Source organism: Halobacillus sp. B29 (assembly GCF_052246755.1).
Taxonomy (GTDB): Bacteria; Bacillota; Bacilli; order Bacillales; family Halobacillaceae; genus Halobacillus; species Halobacillus halophilus.
Genome location: NZ_JBQQCM010000004.1, coordinates 122,488 through 142,010, shown reverse-complemented (window position 1 = coordinate 142,010; position 19,523 = coordinate 122,488). Strand labels below are relative to the sequence as shown.

The 19,523-nt window shown below is 42.3% G+C and carries 21 protein-coding genes; 11 read left to right on the top strand and 10 right to left on the bottom strand.

All coding sequences use genetic code 11. The features are described 5' to 3' along the window. Nucleotides 1–17: 17 nt before the first annotated feature. Entirely contained in the window at nt 18–755 is a 738-nt protein-coding gene (gene nfsA / locus ACTWP7_RS06955; protein ID WP_443122552.1) for an oxygen-insensitive NADPH nitroreductase, read from the bottom strand. A gap of 469 nt (nt 756–1,224) precedes the next feature. Beyond that, entirely contained in the window at nt 1,225–1,479 is a 255-nt protein-coding gene (locus ACTWP7_RS06950) for a hypothetical protein (protein WP_443122551.1), read from the bottom strand. A gap of 293 nt (nt 1,480–1,772) precedes the next feature. On the opposite strand from ACTWP7_RS06950, the gene ACTWP7_RS06945 reads away from it, so the two are divergent. From ACTWP7_RS06945 to rsgA, 7 genes are all read left to right on the top strand, one after another. Continuing rightward, complete coding sequence (locus ACTWP7_RS06945; protein WP_443122718.1) at nt 1,773–2,750, top strand: ATP-binding cassette domain-containing protein; 978 nt, start codon at nt 1,773–1,775, stop codon at nt 2,748–2,750. Continuing rightward, nucleotides 2,740–3,519 carry an ABC transporter permease gene (locus ACTWP7_RS06940; RefSeq protein WP_443122550.1) on the top strand — a complete coding sequence of 260 codons (780 nt, stop codon included), beginning with the start codon at nt 2,740–2,742 and terminating at the stop codon, nt 3,517–3,519. The genes ACTWP7_RS06945 and ACTWP7_RS06940 overlap by 11 nt, the downstream gene beginning before the upstream one ends. A 321-nt stretch (nt 3,520–3,840) precedes the next feature. Further along, nucleotides 3,841–4,821 carry a Gfo/Idh/MocA family protein gene (locus tag ACTWP7_RS06935; protein ID WP_443122549.1) on the top strand — a complete coding sequence of 327 codons (981 nt, stop codon included), beginning with the start codon at nt 3,841–3,843 and terminating at the stop codon, nt 4,819–4,821. Nucleotides 4,822–4,848: 27 nt separating this feature from the next. Then, on the top strand, nt 4,849–5,895 hold the full coding sequence (locus ACTWP7_RS06930) for a Gfo/Idh/MocA family protein (RefSeq protein ID WP_443122548.1): 1,047 nt from the start codon (nt 4,849–4,851) through the stop codon (nt 5,893–5,895). Between the two features lie 598 nt (nt 5,896–6,493). Beyond that, a complete protein-coding gene (locus ACTWP7_RS06925) occupies nt 6,494–7,417 on the top strand; it encodes a VanW family protein (protein WP_443122547.1) in 924 nt (307 codons plus the stop codon). A 46-nt stretch (nt 7,418–7,463) separates the two neighbouring features. Continuing rightward, on the top strand, nt 7,464–7,634 hold the full coding sequence (locus ACTWP7_RS06920; protein ID WP_443122546.1) for a hypothetical protein: 171 nt from the start codon (nt 7,464–7,466) through the stop codon (nt 7,632–7,634). 203 nt (nt 7,635–7,837) lie between these two features. After that, on the top strand, nt 7,838–8,881 hold the full coding sequence (rsgA, locus tag ACTWP7_RS06915) for a ribosome small subunit-dependent GTPase A (RefSeq protein WP_443122545.1): 1,044 nt from the start codon (nt 7,838–7,840) through the stop codon (nt 8,879–8,881). Between the two features lie 79 nt (nt 8,882–8,960). Here rsgA and tnpB read toward each other — a convergent pair whose 3' ends face one another. Next, nucleotides 8,961–10,091 (bottom strand): IS200/IS605 family element RNA-guided endonuclease TnpB, encoded by a 1,131-nt coding sequence (gene tnpB, locus ACTWP7_RS06910; protein ID WP_443122544.1) that lies wholly within the window; start codon nt 10,089–10,091, stop codon nt 8,961–8,963. A 187-nt stretch (nt 10,092–10,278) separates the two neighbouring features. Beyond that, the gene (locus tag ACTWP7_RS06905) at nt 10,279–11,589 is read right to left on the bottom strand and encodes a glutamine synthetase family protein (protein WP_089753135.1); all 1,311 of its coding nucleotides are present in this window, start codon (nt 11,587–11,589) and stop codon (nt 10,279–10,281) included. A gap of 252 nt (nt 11,590–11,841) precedes the next feature. Between ACTWP7_RS06905 and ACTWP7_RS06900 the strand changes: the two genes are divergently transcribed. Continuing rightward, entirely contained in the window at nt 11,842–12,249 is a 408-nt protein-coding gene (locus ACTWP7_RS06900; protein WP_443122543.1) for a hypothetical protein, read from the top strand. Between the two features lie 140 nt (nt 12,250–12,389). Further along, nucleotides 12,390–13,313: a manganese-dependent inorganic pyrophosphatase gene (locus ACTWP7_RS06895; protein WP_443122542.1), complete on the top strand. Its 924-nt coding sequence runs from the start codon at nt 12,390–12,392 to the stop codon at nt 13,311–13,313. 510 nt (nt 13,314–13,823) lie between these two features. Here the strand turns inward: ACTWP7_RS06895 and ACTWP7_RS06890 are convergent. The 3 genes from ACTWP7_RS06890 to ACTWP7_RS06880 all read right to left on the bottom strand — a co-directional run bounded on the left by ACTWP7_RS06890 (nt 13,824) and on the right by ACTWP7_RS06880 (nt 15,269). Further along, nucleotides 13,824–14,075, bottom strand: a complete 252-nt coding sequence (locus tag ACTWP7_RS06890) for a hypothetical protein (protein ID WP_443122541.1) — start codon at nt 14,073–14,075, stop codon at nt 13,824–13,826. Between the two features lie 68 nt (nt 14,076–14,143). After that, a complete protein-coding gene (locus tag ACTWP7_RS06885; protein WP_041601294.1) occupies nt 14,144–14,695 on the bottom strand; it encodes a hypothetical protein in 552 nt (183 codons plus the stop codon). After that, nucleotides 14,688–15,269, bottom strand: a complete 582-nt coding sequence (locus ACTWP7_RS06880) for a GNAT family N-acetyltransferase (RefSeq protein ID WP_443122540.1) — start codon at nt 15,267–15,269, stop codon at nt 14,688–14,690. Before ACTWP7_RS06880 ends, ACTWP7_RS06885 begins: the two co-directional genes overlap by 8 nt. Nucleotides 15,270–15,394: 125 nt before the next feature. On the opposite strand from ACTWP7_RS06880, the gene corA reads away from it, so the two are divergent. Next, the gene (gene corA, locus ACTWP7_RS06875; RefSeq protein WP_014642988.1) at nt 15,395–16,345 is read left to right on the top strand and encodes a magnesium/cobalt transporter CorA; all 951 of its coding nucleotides are present in this window, start codon (nt 15,395–15,397) and stop codon (nt 16,343–16,345) included. Between the two features lie 312 nt (nt 16,346–16,657). On the opposite strand, the gene ACTWP7_RS06870 is transcribed toward corA, so the two are convergent. The 3 genes from ACTWP7_RS06870 to ACTWP7_RS06860 all read right to left on the bottom strand — a co-directional run bounded on the left by ACTWP7_RS06870 (nt 16,658) and on the right by ACTWP7_RS06860 (nt 18,608). Beyond that, on the bottom strand, nt 16,658–17,221 hold the full coding sequence (locus tag ACTWP7_RS06870) for an FAD-dependent oxidoreductase (RefSeq protein WP_443122539.1): 564 nt from the start codon (nt 17,219–17,221) through the stop codon (nt 16,658–16,660). Nucleotides 17,222–17,446: 225 nt separating this feature from the next. After that, a complete protein-coding gene (locus ACTWP7_RS06865) occupies nt 17,447–17,779 on the bottom strand; it encodes a hypothetical protein (protein ID WP_145956030.1) in 333 nt (110 codons plus the stop codon). A 79-nt stretch (nt 17,780–17,858) separates the two neighbouring features. After that, nucleotides 17,859–18,608 (bottom strand): SDR family NAD(P)-dependent oxidoreductase, encoded by a 750-nt coding sequence (locus ACTWP7_RS06860; RefSeq protein ID WP_443122538.1) that lies wholly within the window; start codon nt 18,606–18,608, stop codon nt 17,859–17,861. Between the two features lie 127 nt (nt 18,609–18,735). Between ACTWP7_RS06860 and ACTWP7_RS06855 the strand changes: the two genes are divergently transcribed. After that, the gene (locus tag ACTWP7_RS06855) at nt 18,736–19,272 is read left to right on the top strand and encodes an HD domain-containing protein (RefSeq protein ID WP_443122717.1); all 537 of its coding nucleotides are present in this window, start codon (nt 18,736–18,738) and stop codon (nt 19,270–19,272) included. The last annotated feature ends 251 nt before the right edge of the window (nt 19,273–19,523 follow it).

The following is a 19,523-nucleotide window of genomic DNA, read 5'->3' as shown; positions in this document are numbered from 1 at the left end:
ATTTTCCTATATAACTATTATCGTTTATTGAAGCCTTTCTTTTGTACAAGATCAGTGACGTCCATTCTCATTGGTGTAGTAAAGCGACGTAGCATCTGATCCGTCCATGAATCAATGCGGTTATTGCTGGATCTGGATTGATAATATTCCTTAATACGCGCATCAAATGATTCTACAGCCTGGGTGGACTCTTTATACTCATTTTCAAAATATATACCTTTTTGCGGCAGGCGTGGTTTACGCTCTGGCTGGTGATCCGGTACGCCTGTCACCATACCGAAAAGGGGAATGACATGCTTCGGCAAGGAAAGTAGTTCATCCACCTGGCTTAAGTTATTGCGAATACTGCCAATATAGCAGATGCCAAGATTCATCGATTCTGCAGCGATGGCTGCATTTTGAGCAGCTAATGCAGCGTCTACCGAGGATACTAGAAAATGCTCGCTGTTTTCAAGATTGGCTAGCATCTGCTCATACTCTTCCTTGGATGCCATCATGGTCGGCCTGTGGAGGTCCGCGCAGTAGATGAAGAGGTGACCATTATTTTTAACGTATTCCTGCCCCGTGATTTCAGCAAGCTTCTCTTTTTTCTCCGGATCCGTTACTCCGATGATACTGTAAGCCATCATATAGCTTGAAGTTGAGGCCTGCTGGGCAGCTGAAAGCATCGTATCTAATTGCTCGTCTGTTAATGGAATGTCTTTAAATTTCCGAATCGAACGATGGTTTAATATTGTTTCAATAGTCTGGTTCATATTTATGCCTCCTGAAGGTAGTTGTAAGTTGGGTTTGCATAAATTTAAGGTAACAGATTCTTTCAGGTTTGAATAATGATTGGATTTAATGATGGCCTCATGTAACAGTTGTTTAATAGGTTTTTCATAAGAGGTCGTTAAACAAAATTGCATTATTGTTACAGACGCGATTAGGAGAAATGGCTTGTTGAAAGGGGAGGAGAATTTTTTCTTACGCTGGCGGGATGAGACCACTGAAGTGGAGTTAATTGAGGGCTGTGACGTTGCAACCGAGTGCACCGACGGCACTGATACCAAAATTTAGATAATTGCAGCTGAAAAGAGTATAATCCTAACCAGTTACGCCGTGATTTCAGTTGAACATAGCCCGATCAAAGGAGCTGAAAGGAATGGTGAAGGTTCGAGTATTGCAGCGCGAAGACCTTTCAAAAAACAAAAAAAGATGATGTATCTATAGGATACTCATCTTTCAGCTTTGGCTATTCTTAGAACTCTGCGAGTTCACTATGCCCATATAAAATTGTAAAATTCCGAGTCCCAGAACGACAGCCCCTGCCATTGCAGGTAGGAGAGGACTCAGAATGGTCTGAACCATACCGGTTGCGATCATCAAACTGAATTTTTGGTGTTTGAAGCTATAAAATGAACCTATTAAAGTCACCAGTAAAATGATGGTTAAGCTCGGAGCCATCCACGTATAAGTTTGCAGCATTTCCAAATTCATCGGCTCACCTCCTTGAATTTATTTTCAGATAATTTGTGATTTTATTTATCGTATCACCCTCAAAACCCTGTAGCAACAGGGAATCATGTCTAGTATTGATGGATTCCTTGTTTTTTACACGAACTTAATAATTCCCAGTTTATATGGCGGTTAAACGGAAGGGTTATTAATTCTATGTAAAAATTATTCAATGTGTCACAGGGAATGCTAAGGGGATGAAATTGTTGGGGAATTTCGTTATCTTAAAGATAAGCATTTTTTTGACACTAGTGCCGAAAATTTCAGTGGGAGTGATGGCCGTGAATGGGAAGATTGAAGTTGAACATTTATCTAAGACCTTTAAGAAGGGAAATGTGCAGGCGGTAAAAGATGTGTCGTTTACTGTGGAGGATGGAGAATTCTTTGCATTTCTGGGTCCTAACGGGGCCGGTAAATCCACAACGGTGCAAATCTTGACCACCTTAATCAATGCAACAGGCGGCAAGGCAACTGTTGCTGGGCACGATGTGATTCGAGAGCCGGAGAAGGTTAGGAGATATATTGGGGTTGCTCTCCAGGAAACAGGAGTGGACCCGGATCTTACCGGTCGGGAACTCATCGAACTTCAAGCTAACATCTTTGGTTTTTCAAAAGTTGAGGCTAAAACTAGAGCGGAAGAACTGCTGAACATTGTACAGCTTACAGATTCAGCGGAACGAAGAATCGGCAACTACTCGGGAGGAATGAGAAGGAGGCTCGATTTAGCTCTTACGCTCGTGAACGAGCCTAAGATTTTATTTTTAGATGAACCCACCACAGGTCTGGATCCTTCCAATCGAATGGCGATTTGGAAAGAGCTGCGCCGTTTAAATGAAGAGAATGGAACTACGATTTTTCTTACGACACAATATTTAGAGGAAGCGGATTCACTTGCCCATCGAATCAGTATCATTAATGATGGTGAAATAGTAGCCACTGGAACTCCGCGAGAGCTAAAGGCTCAAATAGGCAATGATCTAATTGCTTTGACTTTCTCAAGCAGAGAAGAGGAAGAAAAAGCAGAAAGAATTCTGAAGGAGCATATGGGTCCAAGTGACGTGATCCTGCAAAACCGTAAGCTGACCGTTTATGTAGAAGATGGCACGAAGCAATTATTGGAACTTGTGAGGCTGCTGGATCAAGAGAATATTGAAGTAGCCACCGTTAATTTATCTTCACCTACCCTGGATGACATATTCTTAAAGATTACAAGTAAGCAGACTGAAAAGGAGGGAGAAGTTCATGGGGAATAGCGTATGGAAAGATACATGGCTGATCACGCTCCGGAGTGTGAAGACGACGCTTAGGAATCCATTTTCTTTTATTCCAAACTTAATGATTTCCGCTTTCTTTCTATTAGTATATGAAGGAGGGCTAAGCGGCATTTCCCAGCTTCCCATGTTTGAAGGAGCTAACTATCTCGCCTTTATCCTTCCCGTATCTATTGTGTCCGCTGCAATTGGAGGAGCCGGGGGAGCCGGACAGGGAATCGTGAAAGACATTGAGAACGGATTTTTCTCTAGACTTTTGCTTACCCCTGCTTCGAGACTGGCTATTGTCCTCGGCCCTATTATTGCGGGAATGCTTCAGTTATTTATCCAAACTTTATTGATTATCGGTATTGCATTCCTGCTGGGATTAGAAGTCGAAACAGGCTTTGGAGGTATTCTGTTTGTATTGTTAATCGCAATTGGATGGGGGCTTGCATTCGCCGGTTATTCCGCAGGAGTTGCGCTTCGTACGAAGAACGCACAGGCCGCACAGGCAGGGACATTTATCTTTTTCCCGCTTATCTTTTTAAGCACCACCTTTGTCCCTTATGAGTTAATTGAAGCCCAGTGGCTGAAAGTGGCCGCGACTATAAACCCGACAACCTATATCTTTGAAAGTATGCGGACGGTCTTAATTGATGGGTGGATCTTTTGGGATCTGATGCAGGGCGTCATTGCCATCGTGATCGCTTGCACCATTACGATTACCTTTGCCGCTGTTTCAGCTAAGAAGGCTGTATCACGTGGTTGAATTAATGATAGTGCACAAGTCTTCCGTGCTATCCTAAGTCGATATTTATATGGAAGTTTGACAAGAAAGAGCAAAGTCCTTTGGAGAGGCTTGCTCTTTTCTTGTTCCTTCTGGCCCCTTATAGGGATAGAACGCATTTTTTACATATTTGCTGGGTTTAAGAAGAACTTCCAGTTTATTTTATTGGAGTAAAGGTCTATGATGTATAAACCTTTTTATATTGATTATTTAGAGATTTTCTTGAATATCCTAAAAAATTGTTTTATAAAGAGAATTTGGGTGAAAAAGATATACTATATTCTCAAAAAGAGGAGACTAACAATGGAAAAAGTAAGATGGGGAATTATCGGTTGCGGTGATGTTACTGAAGTAAAAAGCGGACCTGCGTTTGATTTAGCAGAAAACAGTTCATTGGAAGCGGTGATGAGGCGAAACGGAGATTTAGCGAAAGACTACGCTGAACGTCATGGGGTACCAAAATGGTATGATCAAGCCGACGATTTAATAAACGATCCTGATGTGGATGCTGTTTATATTGCGACGCCTCCTGCCTCTCATAAAGAGTACACCCTGAAAGCAGCTGAAGCAGGCAAGCCTGTCTATGTGGAAAAACCAATGGCTTTAAATGTAGAGGAATGCAAGGAAATGGTAGAAGCTTGTAATCAACAGCAAGTACCGTTGTATGTAGCCTTTTATAGACGTTCACTCCCTCGTTTTTTAAAAGTAAAAGAACTACTCGACAATAATGAAATCGGGGATATTCGTTTTATTTCCATACAGCAGACCCAAAAACTAGTGGAGAAAGATGAGAACGATAACCTGCCGTGGAGGGTTTTGCCTGAAGTAAGCGGGGGAGGTTTGTTTTATGATGTAGCCTCTCATACGCTGGATTTGGTTGATTATTTACTCGGTCCTATTAAAGAGGCAAAAGGGATCGCGTCCAACCAGGCGAAAGCCTATCCGGCAGAGGATATTGTAAGCGGAACCTTCCTTTTTGAGAGCGGCGTAATCGGAAATGGTGTCTGGAATTTTTCTTCTTACAAAAATGAGGACATCAATCGAATCGTAGGCTCCAAAGGGGAGATTACTTTTTCTTCCTTTGATGAAAAACCGGTTACACTGATTAAAGAATCAGATACTAAACAATTCATTATTGAACGGCCCAAACATATTCAACAGCATCTCATTCAGGAGATTGTAGATGAACTGACAGGTAAAGGGAGCTCCCCAAGTACGGGTGAGACCGCTTTGCGTACCAATCGTGTGATGGATGAACTGGTAAAGAATTACTATCAGAAATAAAAAAGCGTACTAATTAGGAGGATTTAAATGCCACAACCCATTCGAATTGGAATTATTGGAGCGGGCGGAATTGCCAGAAGTGCTCATATTCCGAGTTACCAAAGCTATGGTCAGGACGTTGAGGTTATAGCAGTGGCTAACCATAATAAAGATAAAGCTGTAGAATGTGCAGAAGAGTTTTCGATCCCCCATGCCTATGAAGATGAGCAACAGATGCTTGAAGAACAGGAACTGGATGCTGTCAGCATTTGTACCCCAAACAAATTCCACGCCTCTCAAGCGATTGCAGCTCTACAGGCCGGTTGCCACGTGCTTTGTGAGAAACCGCCGGCAATGACGGTGGAGGAAGCCGAGAAGATGGCGTTAGAAGCAGAAAAGGCTGGAAAATTTTTAACCTATGGTTTTCATTTCCGTTTTCAACCTGAGGTGGAGACGTTAAAGAAATACATTGATGGTCATGAATTAGGCGAAATTTATGCAGCCCAGACGCATTATAACCGGAGAAGAGGAATCCCGGGCTGGGGCGTATTCACAAATAAAGAACTTCAGGGCGGAGGAACACTTATCGATAATGGTGTTCATATGCTGGATACAGCCTTATATTTAATGGGATATCCAGAGCCTAAAACGGTTTTAGGGGCTACTTATCAAAAGATTGGTCAGCGTCCGGGAGTAGGTTTAATGGGTGAATGGGATTATGAAAACTTTTCAGTAGAAGATATGGCAAGGGGAATGATTACGTTTGAAAACGGTTCCTCTCTTATGTTTGAATCTACTTTTGCTGCAAACGTAGAAGAGTTGAGCAGCAAAAAAGTATCCGTTATAGGTGATGAGGGCGGAGCGGATCTTTTTCCATTAAAAATATTCCAGGAAAAATACGACACCCTGGTGGATACAACTCCTGCCTATGTAGAAAAACGAGATGCAAACGAATACCTTATTCATGATTTTATAGAATGTATTCTTCATAACAAACAACCATTAAGTACACCATCACAAGGAGTGAGGATCCAGCAAATTATCCAGGCTCTTTATGAGTCAGCCAAAACAGGAGAAGCTGTGAATATAAACTAAATGTATTGAAGGCTATGTTCAAATTTGTGATTGATTTTCAAGAGTTTTATTAATCCGCAAAAGGGCCGGGTTGTTGAAGACTCAGTTTCGAGATGTTTTTGGTCCGTTGCTAATATAGAGAGTGTCTGGCTACGGAAACAACTCGTCTTGTTCCATCACCCAGACACTCGAGACATAAGCCGCTCATCAACGGATTGAAAAACCGCAATCCTTTTGATGGTCGGCTTATGTTGGTCGTGTCTTTCGGGGTGAATCCACATTTGAATACTTTCCTGCGTCCTGCAGGGCCGGAAAGCGAAATCGTCCCCCGCAGGACCTAATTCTCACAAAAGTCTCGAAACTGAGTCTTCAACAAACGGGAGCTTATCTGTAGGATCAATGAGGAGTTTTAACAGAGCTTTAACTATAACTTAAAGCAGTTACTGGAAAGGAATTGTACTCAACAGAGTATAATTCCTTTTTTGGTTCTGTAAGAATGAAGAGCTTGCTTCTATAAACACGTAGATAAATAAATGAGCATTTGAACATTATATCTTAGCAAAGAATTTCTACATGAAATCCTATCCTCTACTCAAACTAGAAGTGGGAGGTTTCGTTTATGAAATTAGCGAACATGTTTATTTTCTTATTGCTTATTTCCCCGTTAAGTCAAAAGGAGGAACTGGCCATCACGCATCAAGGGGAAGAAATACTTACGATACATCCTGCAGACATTCTCATGGATCCTATTCTTCAGCCTTTTACAGACCATACTAAAGTGCATGAAATTATGGAACGGGTAGGGGAGCTCGTTCAAGAAGAGCCGGTGAACGCTAAAATAGGAAAGTCTGGAGAAATTGTAGCTGAAAAAACAGGTTTTAAACTCGATAAACAAGACTTTTATAAAAACCTGTTTCATTCCTTGTACAGTCAGAATGAGCATGAAATTGAAGTTCCAATGAACACCGTTCACCCGAAAGTAGACAGTGAAGTCCTTGCCAGTCTTCGTTCTCAAAAAATTGGCCATTATGATACGTATTTCAATTCCAATAACAAAGAACGGACCCACAATATTCAGTTGGCTGCTGAAAGTATCGACAGCACGGTAGTCTTTCCAGGGGAAACATTCTCCTTTAATGAAGTGGTTGGAAAACGAACGAAGGAAAAAGGATACATGCCTGCCCCGGTTATTGTGAGAGGTGAAGTGTCGGAAGGAATTGGCGGGGGAATCTGTCAGGTTTCTTCAACGATTTTTAACGCCGTAGACAATGCTGGTGTACAGATTGAACAGCGTTATTCCCACAGTAAACGAGTGCCTTATGTACCTGAAGGCCGGGATGCAACGGTCAGCTGGTACGGCCCGGATTTCACATTTAAAAACATATATAATCAGCCATTACTGCTTCGTGCCAATGTATATGGAGGGCAGATGAGTGTTTCGGTTTATTCCTCAGATGTAATCAATTTCGAATCGAGGGAGATACCCGGCGCTTCAAAGAAACTGCCGGAGGAAACCGAAATAAAGCGACAGAAAGAGGAATAGAAGTTATTCCTTGCAAAGTTAAAATTACAGATAAGGAAGTGAAAATATGGATTGGGAGATAGCAGAACTAACCGAACAACAAAAAAGAAGCATCATGGAGCTTGAGAGTGAGCTGGGGTATGTACTGATCGCTTATGATAATGGGAAACATGGCTTTTCGACATCAAATGATAAAGTGGAATACTACTCCATGCTTCATGGGACAGTTGAAGGCTAAAGTACGGCACTTAGAAGGTGATTCTACGTTTACAAAAAAGTTACCAGCTACAATTGCTTTTTCTGCTATACTATAAAGTAATTACACGTTAGGAGTTGATGTTTTATGGCAAACACAATGAAGAATTTTAATCATGCATCCATCACATTATTCAGTGGAGGACCCATCAACTTCTGACGTCCTCCGCGCTCAGGAGGAATTAAATGAAACGGAACGAAAGAAAAGATTTTCATGAGCATTTTAGCAAACAGATGAACGAACAGGAACAAGCTGGACGTGTGGTGCGATCCACTCATGGGATCTACAGCATTGCAACAGAATCTAAGACCTATACGGGTGCATTATCCGGCCGTTTTCATAATGAAATAACGGAGAATAGAGACTATCCAGCCGTAGGAGACTGGGTCATCTTTCAACCTTACGACAATAATTCTAAGGCTTTAATTCAACGCATCCTGCAGAGAAGAACCCTTCTTTCCAGAAAAAAAGCAGGCGCGGGAAACGAGGAGCAGACTATCGCTGCTAATATAGATGCTGTATTTATCGTTACGGCTCTGACAAAAGAGTTTAACGTCAGAAGACTTGAGCGATACGTGCAGCAGGTATATGAGAGCGGTGCACGACCAGTAGTTGTTTGCACAAAACGTGATCTTTGCGATACGGTCACTGAAAAGCTGTGGCAGGTGGAGCGTGTTGCTCCCGGGGTTCCAGTTTATGCAGTGGACAGCTTGACGGGAGAAGGAATGGTTTCGCTACTTAAAGAAGTAAAAGAAGGAGAGACCATATCCTTAATAGGTTCCTCAGGAGTAGGTAAATCCACCTTAATTAATCGACTGCTTCATAAAGAAGTCCAGGCCACAAAAGATGTCCGTGAGAGCGATGACAGGGGACGTCATACCACTACGCACCGGGAGTTATTTGAATTACCGGGAGGTGCCTTTGTAATTGACACTCCGGGGATGAGAGAGTTGCAGCTTTGGGGTGATCAAGAAACGATAGAAGGGACCTTTTCTGATATCGAAAAGTGGAGTCAGCAATGTAAATTCAGGGACTGCCAGCATGAGCAAGAACCAGGATGCGCAGTTCAGCAGGCTATTGCAGAGGGAGAGCTTGAAGCTGAACGGCTGAATAGCTTTAATAAACTGAAACGTGAATTGCACCGTTTGGAACTGAAAGATCAATACGGAACTCATCGAACGAATCGGATGCTTCATGGTCCTAATAAAGGAAAGATTTATCCCTCTTGAACTACCCCCACTTACTCGCTGACGCTCCTTGAAGTTGGGGGATTCCTAAGAGCACGAACCTAACGGTTCGTTCAAATGATTAGGCTAGCCCCGTCGCACCGACGGTTGAAAGGAGTCGTTGAACTTCCTTTAGTATATTGAAACTCGCATTTAGATCGCGGTCGTGGCGGGAGCCGCAATTCGGGCAGTTCCACGTTCGAACAGCGAGATTCTTTACCTCACGGTTTTGGTATCCGCACTTGGAACACAGCTGTGAACTCGCAAAAACTTTCGATACGGGTACCAACTGCTTCCCGTACCACGTTGCTTTGTATTCGAGCATAGACGTGAACATCGACCAGCTCACATCACGAATCGATTTGGATCGTTTTCGGTTTTTGAGCATATTGGAAATTTGGAGATTTTCTACACCGATCACATCGTGGTTTTTGATGATTTCGGTAGAAATCTTATGCAGATAATCTTTGCGGGAGTTCGCTATCTTCTCGTGAAGTCTAGCTACTTTAATACGTTGCTTATGCCAATTCGAAGATCCCTTTTCCCTTCGGGAAAGGATACGTTGAGCTTTTGCTAGTTTCTTTTCGGTCTTACGTAGGTATCGTGGGTTTTGATAGGTGGTGCCATTCGAGAGAGCAGCGAAGTCTTTCAATCCGAGATCAATGCCAACATAAGTGTTGGATTTAGGAAGTTCCTGAATATCTGTTTTAACAAGAATGGATACAGAATATTTTCCGGTCGGATTGCGGCGAACCGTCGCACTCAAGATGCGACCTTTCACTTCACGGCTCTTGGCAAATCTCACAAGCCCCAGCTTAGGCAGCTTGATTTTGTGATCCTGGATGGCAATATTTCCGTTTGTGCATTTTGTGGTGTAGGACTGGACTCTGTTCTTCTTTGATTTGTACCGTGGAGCTTGGTTTTGCTTTTTGAAAAACCGTTCATAAGCGTCAGAAAGATGTTTGACCGAAGTTTGGATGGCAGTGCTATCCACTTCCTTTAACCAAAGGAATTCTCTTTTAAGCTTGGGTAGTTGTTTGGAACAAGTAGAGTAACTCAAACCTTTTCCGGTTTCCCTGTAGGCACTGCTCCATTCCGAGAGGAAATGATTGAAGACAAAACGAGCGCATCCGATTGTCTTAGCGATGAGCGATTCTTGGGTTTTATTTGGATAGATACGAAAGTTATACGCTTTATGCTTCAACCTTTCCACCTCCTAACCAGGAACATACGTTCTTATTTTAGGATATCACGGAAGGGAGAATATTCAAAGACATCCGCCTTTCGGAGACGGCATTCATCTCCCCCTTGTCACCGGTCTTCGACACGGCGCTTGAAGAGGGAGTCTTCTTCCGATGAATGATAAAAAATACCCCCATCTCAGATGGGGGTATTACTTTTTATTTGTTCATATACTTGTCGACTTCCCACTGGCTGACTTGAAGAGAATAATCGGTCCATTCTTCTTCTTTATCATCAATATAAGCCTGCGCTGTGTGCTCGCCTAGAGCATCCAGAAGAACTTCATCCTTCTTAAGAGCTTCAATTGCCTCTTTTAAGTTTGTAGGAAGTGTTGGTACACTGTCGTCATCAACTTCATACAAGTTACGGCTTTCTGCTTCTCCTGCATCCAGTTCATTACGGATACCTTCAAGTCCAGCTTGAATAAGAACAGCCAGCGTCAAGTAAGGGTTTGCTGTAGGGTCCGGGTTACGCACTTCAAAACGTGTTCCTTTTCCACGTGTAGTCGGTACGCGCATCATACAGCTTCGGTTGGAGTGAGACCATGCTACACTGACCGGAGCCTCATACCCAGGAACTAGACGCTTGTACGAGTTAACGTTAGGATTGGTGATAGCAGCAATTCCGCTTGCATGATGCAGAATTCCGGCAATGAATTGTTTCATTGTCTTAGAAACGCCATCCTCAGCATCCTCATCAAAGAACGCACTATCGCCATCCTGGAATAGGGAAAGGTGGCAGTGCATACCGGAACCATTCTCACCAGTGATCGGCTTAGGCATGAATGTTGCGTGATAGTCATGGTTTGTTGCAATATCTTTTACAACGTTTTTGAACGTTTGGATATTGTCTGCCGTTTTCAGCATGTTGTCAAAACGGAAGTTGATTTCGTGCTGACCCATGGCAACTTCGTGGTGAGAAGCTTCCATTTCAAAGCCATATTTTTTCAGAGTACGTACGATGTCACGACGTACTTTATCTCCTTTATCTTTAGGAGAAGAGTCGAAATAACCAGCGCGGTCGTTGAACTTTCTAACTGGATATCCGTCTTCGTTTAGTTTGAATAGGAAGAACTCTGGTTCAGGACCTACGTTAACGGTATAGCCCATGTCTTCCGCTTTTTGCATAGCGCGTTTCAAAATGTAACGAGGGTCACCTTCGAAAGGTGTACCGTCCGGCTTATAGATATCGCAAATAAAGCGAGCGCTTTGATCTTCGTCTACCAGGGAAGGTAGAACCAAGAACGTATCTAAGTCTGGAACAAGGTACATATCACTTTCTTGGATGTCAGAGAAACCTGAAATGGAAGAACTGTCAAACATAGCTTCTTCGTTTAATACCATATCTAGTTCATCGATAGGGAGTTCTACGTTTTTAGTTTCCCCAAGCATATCTGTAAATTCTAGTACGATGAATTCTACTTTGTGTGCTTGTACTTCCTGTTTAATCGTTTCTTTCGTGTAAGTCATACATTACCCTCTCTTTGATTTATTATGAGGAGTGTCACTCCAATGGAATTGGATAAGAACCTCACTTAATTTGTGTATGTAAGGAATTCTAACACATAGTGTTATTAGTTCTCAAACATCTTTTTTACTTTTACCCTGCATACTTCCTCTCTAAACCTTCTCAATTCAGCCATGCCAAAGGATTTACGGATTTAAAAAATTTTTAGAAATATTTGAATCTCCTCGTCGTATGCTTACTAGTAGAGGTGATAAATGGTGAAGCGTACGTATTGGGTAATTCTTGGACAAGCATTAATTGTATTTATTTATCTATGGATCGCTTCTTTGTTATTCCAATATTTACAAATGAAAGCTAATGAATCAGGCAGTTTTCATTTGTATCTGTTATTTAGTCAGACCGCGTACATCCCCGTAGGCTTTTTATTGGGGGCAGGCTCACTGATAAGAGAGTGGAATAGTAGAGGGAGATTTAAAGTGAATAGATTTTTGATTGCTTTATTGGTAGTTCCTTCCCTTTATATATTATTTGTACCCTATTTTCTACCCTTTCCATCCTTAACACCTACCATTATCTTAACAAATCCTTCAGCCGGAACCGTTATCCAAGTTATAGCAGGTTATGCTTTTGTTAAAAGCATTCATAAAATGAATGAACGTTAGGTCTCATGCCATTTTCTATCCGTATGGTGGTTGATTAATCGTTTATTGCAGCGATAAGATGGACGAGAGGCTATTTTTGTCTTATAATCGTCACTGTAAAAGACGTACATAACTACGCACATGGAGAAAGGAAGATGACAATGAATAAAACATTAATTTTTGGTCATAAAAATCCTGACACGGATACCATTAGCTCTGCAATTGCTTATGCCGCTTTAAAAAATTCACTCGGCTTTGATACAGAGCCGGTACGTTTAGGAGAGATCGGCGGGGAGACTCAATACGCTCTCGACTATTTTGATGTAAAAGCACCGAGGCTGGTTGAGAAAGTATCCGACGAAGTGGAACAAGTTATACTGGTTGATCATAACGAGCGCCAGCAGAGTGTAGAAGATTTGGCAGAAGTTAAAGTTCTTGAGGTTATTGATCACCACCGTATTGCTAACTTCGAAACGGAGGGACCTCTTTACTATCGTGCTGAACCCGTTGGTTGTACGGCTACGATTTTAAACAAGCTTTATAAAGAAAATAGTAAAGAAATCTCTAAACCAATGGCCGGGCTGATGCTATCCGCCATTATCTCTGATTCTTTATTGTTCAAGTCTCCAACGTGCACGGATGAAGACCGTCAGGCTGCTGAAGAACTGGCTGCTATTGCTGGGGTGAATGCAGAAGAGTACGGACTGGAAATGTTAAAAGCAGGTGCTGATATCAGCGGATTGTCTGCTGAAGAAGTTATTTCCCTTGATGCAAAAGAATTCTCAATGGGTGATAAAAATGTTGAAATCGCTCAGGTGAATACCGTGGATACAGATGATGTTCTTGCCCGTAAAGCAGAACTTGAACAGGCTATGGAAAAATCTGTAGCAGATAAAGGATCCGACTTGTTCTTATTGGTCGTAACGGACATCCTTACGAATAACTCTACAGTTGTAGCGGTTGGAAATAAAGAAGCGGTAGCTCAGGCGTTTAATGTGACTCTAGATGGCAACCAGGCTGTACTTGAAGGCGTAGTTTCGCGTAAGAAGCAAATCGTACCGCCGTTGAATCAATATTTCGCGTAAAATTAAAAAACGATCCTTAAGTAAAAGGATCGTTCAAGGACCGCCGAATTTAACTCGGCGGTCTTTTTTGTTTTATCTGATAAACTTTTAGATCATTCATAGTTAAACACTTATTAAGGTATAGGGCCGGATTGTTGAAGACTCAGTTTCGAGATAATTTGGGTCCGTTACGATATTTGGAGAAGGGCTTGTGGGGAAATAGCTCGTCTTGTTCTATCACCCAGACACTCGAGACATAAGCCGTTCATCAACGGACGGAAAGACCACCGTCCTTTTGATGCTCGGCTTATGCTGGTCGTGTCTTGCGGGGTGATGCCACATTTGAACACTTTCCTATGGGGGAACGGTGAGCTTCCTCGCTCGTTTCACTCCCTTCGGGATCTCACCTAGTCCCTTCTCCCATGGGAGTCTCGCCATTTCCCCACCACCCCAACTATAATGTTGTGAACGGACCCTTCCAGAAGATGAAAGTTCTTCTCCTTAATCTGCATTAAACGCTTTTATAACAGGCTATTGTGCATCGTTATACCCTGAAAATAGGTACAGAACCACCTGGTCTAATTCCTTACGAGTTAAAGTGGTTTCGAGCTTCTGATTTGGCCAGGCCCGGAGGGGGACGATGAAGACTCCTGTGGGATGAACATGATCGGTAAGATCCCGAAGGCGAAGCCTGAGGAAGCTTACCACATGCCCGCGGAAAGCGAAATCGTCCCCCGGAGGACCTTCCGCTCCTCCAATGTCTCGAAACTGAGTCTTAAACAAACGGGAGCTTTTCTTTAATAATCAACACGGTGATTTAGAGAGCCAGAGGAGGGGAAGGGGCGGATGGATTATTGGAAGTTTTGGTTAAACTTCTGAATTTCTTGGGTTATTGAATGGAATGATTCTTCGTCTGCAACTGAAAAATCATCAGCAGAAGTGATCTTGGTTATTTCACTTATAAGCTTACTTAGTTCTTTATCCACCTGTTTTTCATTTAGGTTCTTTTCCTCCGTTTGGCCGACTGAATACTCCGTAATGATGAAGTCTAAGTTTCGAAGGGCTTCATTGTATTCCCCGAACCATTGACCGCTTAGCAGGCTGGTTCTCTGGGCAGTATTGAATAGCCGGGTTTGGTCATGTAAATCCATCAGTTGATCCGATAACAGAGAGCCGAGCTGGAAAATTCTCTGTTCCCCTGATTCTCGCGTATGATACATATTAAAAGTCTGTTTCACATCTTCAAGATTACGCGGCAGTTCTTTGACCGCTGAAGAGGAAGCTTGAACGGCAAATGAATCGACAGGCTGAGCCTTTGAGGAATCGTACCACATATACGCTAAGATGATGGATAGAAATAGCAGCGCGATCGACGTAACTTTATAGAACTTTAATTTAGTCACGATGCATCTCATTCCATTCTTCTCGAAGCACTCCCATTCGGATGGAGTCGTAAAACTTACCTTCGTAAATGCGGCATTTCCTCATCCGACCTTCTAATGTCAAACCTAATTTCTCTCCCACTTTCATCATTCGTTCATTTTTTGACCAGGTAGTTAATCCTGCACGTACAATAGGAAGTGATTGAAAAAGATGGTCAATCCATAACGTTAATGCTTCTGTACCATAACCTCCATTCCAGTAGGCAGGGTCATAAATACCAATGCCTACCTCCAGCCATAAAGATGGTTTGTGCTCCCAATAATACGTCACGGTTCCGATTATTTGACCATCCACCTCAATCAGCAGGCGTGAATCCGGCTCCTCAGAACCTAAGCGTTCTTTACGAGCGTTCTCGTGGCTGCGGTAGCTTTCCAGCGTATGCGGTTCAAGAGGGTAGTAGGGGGCGTCCCATTTCTTCCACTCTTGCTCATTTGCATAAATTTTCTCCCAGAGCAGAGGGATGTCTTCATCCTGAATGGACCGCAGGGTTACTTTCTTTCCCGTTAAATGGGTGTTAAATTTCGATTTATTCATAGTATACAAGCTCCTTAAGAGTTCTTCAGTCTTATCCTATCACATTGGAAGAATCAGGTTGAGTGTTTTTTCTTTTTCCTGTCAGGGTATGAGGAGAAGAAGCTACATAAGTAAGAGGTGAGTATATGATTTATGTAACGGCCTATTCGAATAAGGATGGACTTCAAAAGAATTTAACGCTTGAGCAATTATCTACACTCGACTGGAACTGGTACTGGGTAGATTTTGAATCCCCTACTGATGAAGAAGTCAAGCTGCTGGATAGTTATTTCCACTTTCACCCTTTAGCTATTGAAGACTGTCTTCACGAGCTGCAGAGGCCTAAGTTAGATTACTATGATGACCATACATTTTTTGTGCTTCATTCCGTAAATCGAGAAGAACTTGAAAGGGAAGAAATCGATATTTTCCTGGGAGAGTGTGCCATCGTTACGTTCCATAAGGAGCCTGCTCCTTCGCTGGACATAGCTGAGCGCCTGCTCAAACGCAGTAAGGATATGAGCAAAGTAGATGAATATTTCATACTTTACCAGATCCTTGATAAAGTAGTGGATAACTATTTTCCGATCGTTTATGAAATTGAAGATCATATTAACGAAATTGAATCCAATACGAAGAACCTTTCCATGGAAAGACTGCTGGATGAACTGTTTGACCGCAGAAGTGAATTGCTTACATTGAGGCAGACGGTGCACCCGATGCGTGATTTATTGTACCGGGTATTGAACACTCATCACTTAGAAGGTGTGCGTGACCGTAGGGAGTATTTCGCCGATATCCACGACCACTTAATAAAAGTAGCGGATATTATTGCATCGAACCGTGAGATGACGCAGGATATCAGGGACAGTTATTTGTCTTTAAACTCTCATCAAACCAATCGAACAATGCAGATTCTGACGGTTATATCCGTTATCTTTATGCCGCTGACGTTTATTGTTGGGGTCTATGGAATGAATTTTCAGCACATGCCTGAGCTTAATACTCAATATGGCTATTTGGTTGTCTGGATCATTATGATTGGCGTTTCCATAGGGATGTTCACGTGGTTCAAGCGTAAAGGCTGGTTCGATTAAGGAGTCTGAGGTGGTTTACGACTGAAGGCTGAAAGAAAATCACCCGGCGGACCGTTATAGAAAAGACGGAATTCGACTACACTTTAAATATCATCAATCAAAGGAGATGAATTTATCGTGTTTAATGAATTGGAAGTCTCTCTTGACGTGCAGGAGCGCCGGACTAAATAACGTAAAAAAGCTATCCCATGTTTACAATGGGATAGCTTTTTTTCGAGTAATACTTTTTAGAAGTGAATAAAAAATAATGTTTTTCGTGGAAATTCTAAAAGTGGCTGTCCTAGTGCTGGGGATTACATCCCGCTTACCGAGTCATGATTTTAAGACGTCGTGATCAACGTAGCGTGTTCCTTTGAGAGCACTAATTACATTTACCGCTACCCTTGCACCATCGCCTGCGGTAATAATAGTATGAACACTTAATCCGGCAACTGTTCCAGCGGCCCACACTTTAGGGTAAGACGTATGGCCGTTTTTATCCACTTGAATAATTTTAGCTACCCTTGGTTCACGTCCATCTCGGGTTTCCAAACCAAAGGCCTCAGCTAGCTTTACGGACATTCCCGTAGCGAAAATGATGTGTTCGGCATTATAAGTGCCTTCTGACGTTTCGATTGTGTACATAGCTCCATTTTCGTTAATTTTCTGAACCTCATCTTTTACAAGGTCTGTACCGAATTTAATCGCTTGTTCTTGACCTGTTTGAAGTAGAGAAGGACCTTCTATTTCTTTTACTCCATAGTGATTTTCCACCCATGCTTTCGCTGTTATGCTCTTGCCGCTGTCGAACATGACTGTCTTCACACCTGATTTTGCTACAAATAAAGCAGCACTGGCTCCGGCTGGTCCTGCCCCGATAATAGCTACATCATACATAGAAAACTCACTCCTTAGGAAAAGTAGGTACACTATCATTATATCGGATTTTACGAAGGGAAGAAATCAGGTATGTGAAATAGGAAGGGGTCTTTGGGAAGAGGAGGGAGTAAAATATGGTTTACCAGAAGACATAAAAAAGAACTCATTTCCTTTAGAAGTGAGTTCTTTTGAGCCGTTTAGGGTCCGTATTCTATGTGCTGTAAATATGTATCTCTATAGAGGTTATACGAATATAGATGAGTTACTGTTTATGATAGAATCTGTGTACCTTCTTCGGCAGTTAGCCTCGGCGATGTTATCCTTCCAGGAGCTCTCAATCTCCTGAAAAGTTTGTTCCACTTCTTCACCGTCAATAATCATAACAAGAGGTTCATTGATATCCATTAATAGAAAAAAAGACATAAGCTTAGGCAAGTGTCCACTGTCAGCGATCAAATGGTTTTGATGTACATAAACGTTCTGATTACTTTTAGAAACTAATTTGTAGAGTTTCATAACCTGGTTGGTTTGTAAGGGTTGGTGCAGGTGCAATTGATATGATGATAATTCTTCCATCCTTGTCACCTCCATGTTTTCTGCTTGCTTTACACTACCCGGGGGTCAAGGGTCCTAAACCTGACTCCCCGTATTTTTGTTAATGTTTGTAAATCATCTTCCTTGTCATACCGCCGTCCACAGTCAAATTTTCTCCTGTTACAAAATCATTAGAACGATCAGTCAAATAGAAACAGGCTTTGGCTACATCTTCGACTTTTCCAACGCGATTAGACAGGTGCTGCTCATGATCGACCTCGCGGAGTTGTTCGTAGTTCTTTGTCTGAATCCAGCCCGGACTAATGGAATTTACACGAATGTTATAATGAGATAGAGAGGATGCTAATGCGTGGGTGAGTGCTATAATGCCACCTTTACTAGCCGCATAGGCTTCTGAGTCCGGCTCAGACATAAAAGCTCGCGTTGAAGCCATATTAACGATTTTTCCTTGTACACCTTCGTTCTTCCACAGCTTTCCCGCTTGCTTGGAAAATAGGAAAATACTTCTCAGGTTGGTCTGAATCACATCATCCCATTGATCAACATCCAGTTCAAAAAGCGGCTGGAATGAACTGACCCCGGCATTGTTAATTAAAATGGTGATCGTGCCGACGTGTTGTTTTATCTCATCAAACAACTCATTTATATTTTTCGGGTCACGTACGTCACAGTAAAAAAAGAAACCGTTCCCGCCGTTCTCTCTAATTTCTCCTACCAGCTGCCTGCCATGTTCTTCATCTATATCACAGGCAATCACGGTGGCGCCTTGTTCAGCATAGGATAAAGCCAGACCCCGGCCGATCCCATTACTTGCACCAGTAATTAAAACAATTTCATCATGAAAATTCATAGTAATCCCTCCTGCCTCCCTTTACCTTCATGCATTAATTCGTAAACCTCTGTCGGACAATGGATTGAATAAGGCTTGTAGAGCAGGGTGGAACGTGGTATTATCTTAAAAAATTGGAGGTGATCGTATCAAACGCGTAACATTAGTCGATGTTTTTAAACACCGTATCACACAGAAATACTTACAGCGATCAGGTATCCATCACGCGGTCACCGTAGCAGGTTATGCCTATGATATGGCGATTGAATCCAATGTAGATCCGGACCTTGCGACAAAATCAGCGTTACTTCACGATATGGGGCATTATGAGTGGTACCGGGACGGAAAGTGGGACTACGAAGAATATCGAAAACATGATATTCATGCCATTAAGGGAGCGGAGCGCGCTCATAAATTATTGATTCGTCTCGGAGAAGACCGACTGGTGGCGAAAGAGGTATCGCTTGCTGTACTTCTCCACACAGACAGCTATCTGCCCTTTTCCCTTGAAGCCCAGCGGACAGAACTTCAAGAAGTGGTAAGAGTGGCCGATGAAAAAGATGAGCAGCCATCCGGGTTGCATCATTATAAGCAAATGGACAAGAGTGAAGCGATTCAATTATTACACCAGCTGGATTTAAAAGTTGAAGCTGTTTTAGAAAAGCGGGGAGAACTTTCTGGATAAAAAGTATAACGTTTTTCCTAATTAGGCTTTACTTTTAAATCAGCCTTCTATATAATTCCATTGAAAGCAAAATTTTCTAAAAGCGAGGTCGAGACAAATGATGAATATTACATTGACTGTAAACCATAAAATCGAACACCGGCCTGCGCACATAGGAATTACTGAGTAAACTTTTTCATCATTTTATTCATAACAGCCGCAGGTTACGCATATTGTATTCCTGTGGCTTTTTTAATGAAAGCACGATATCG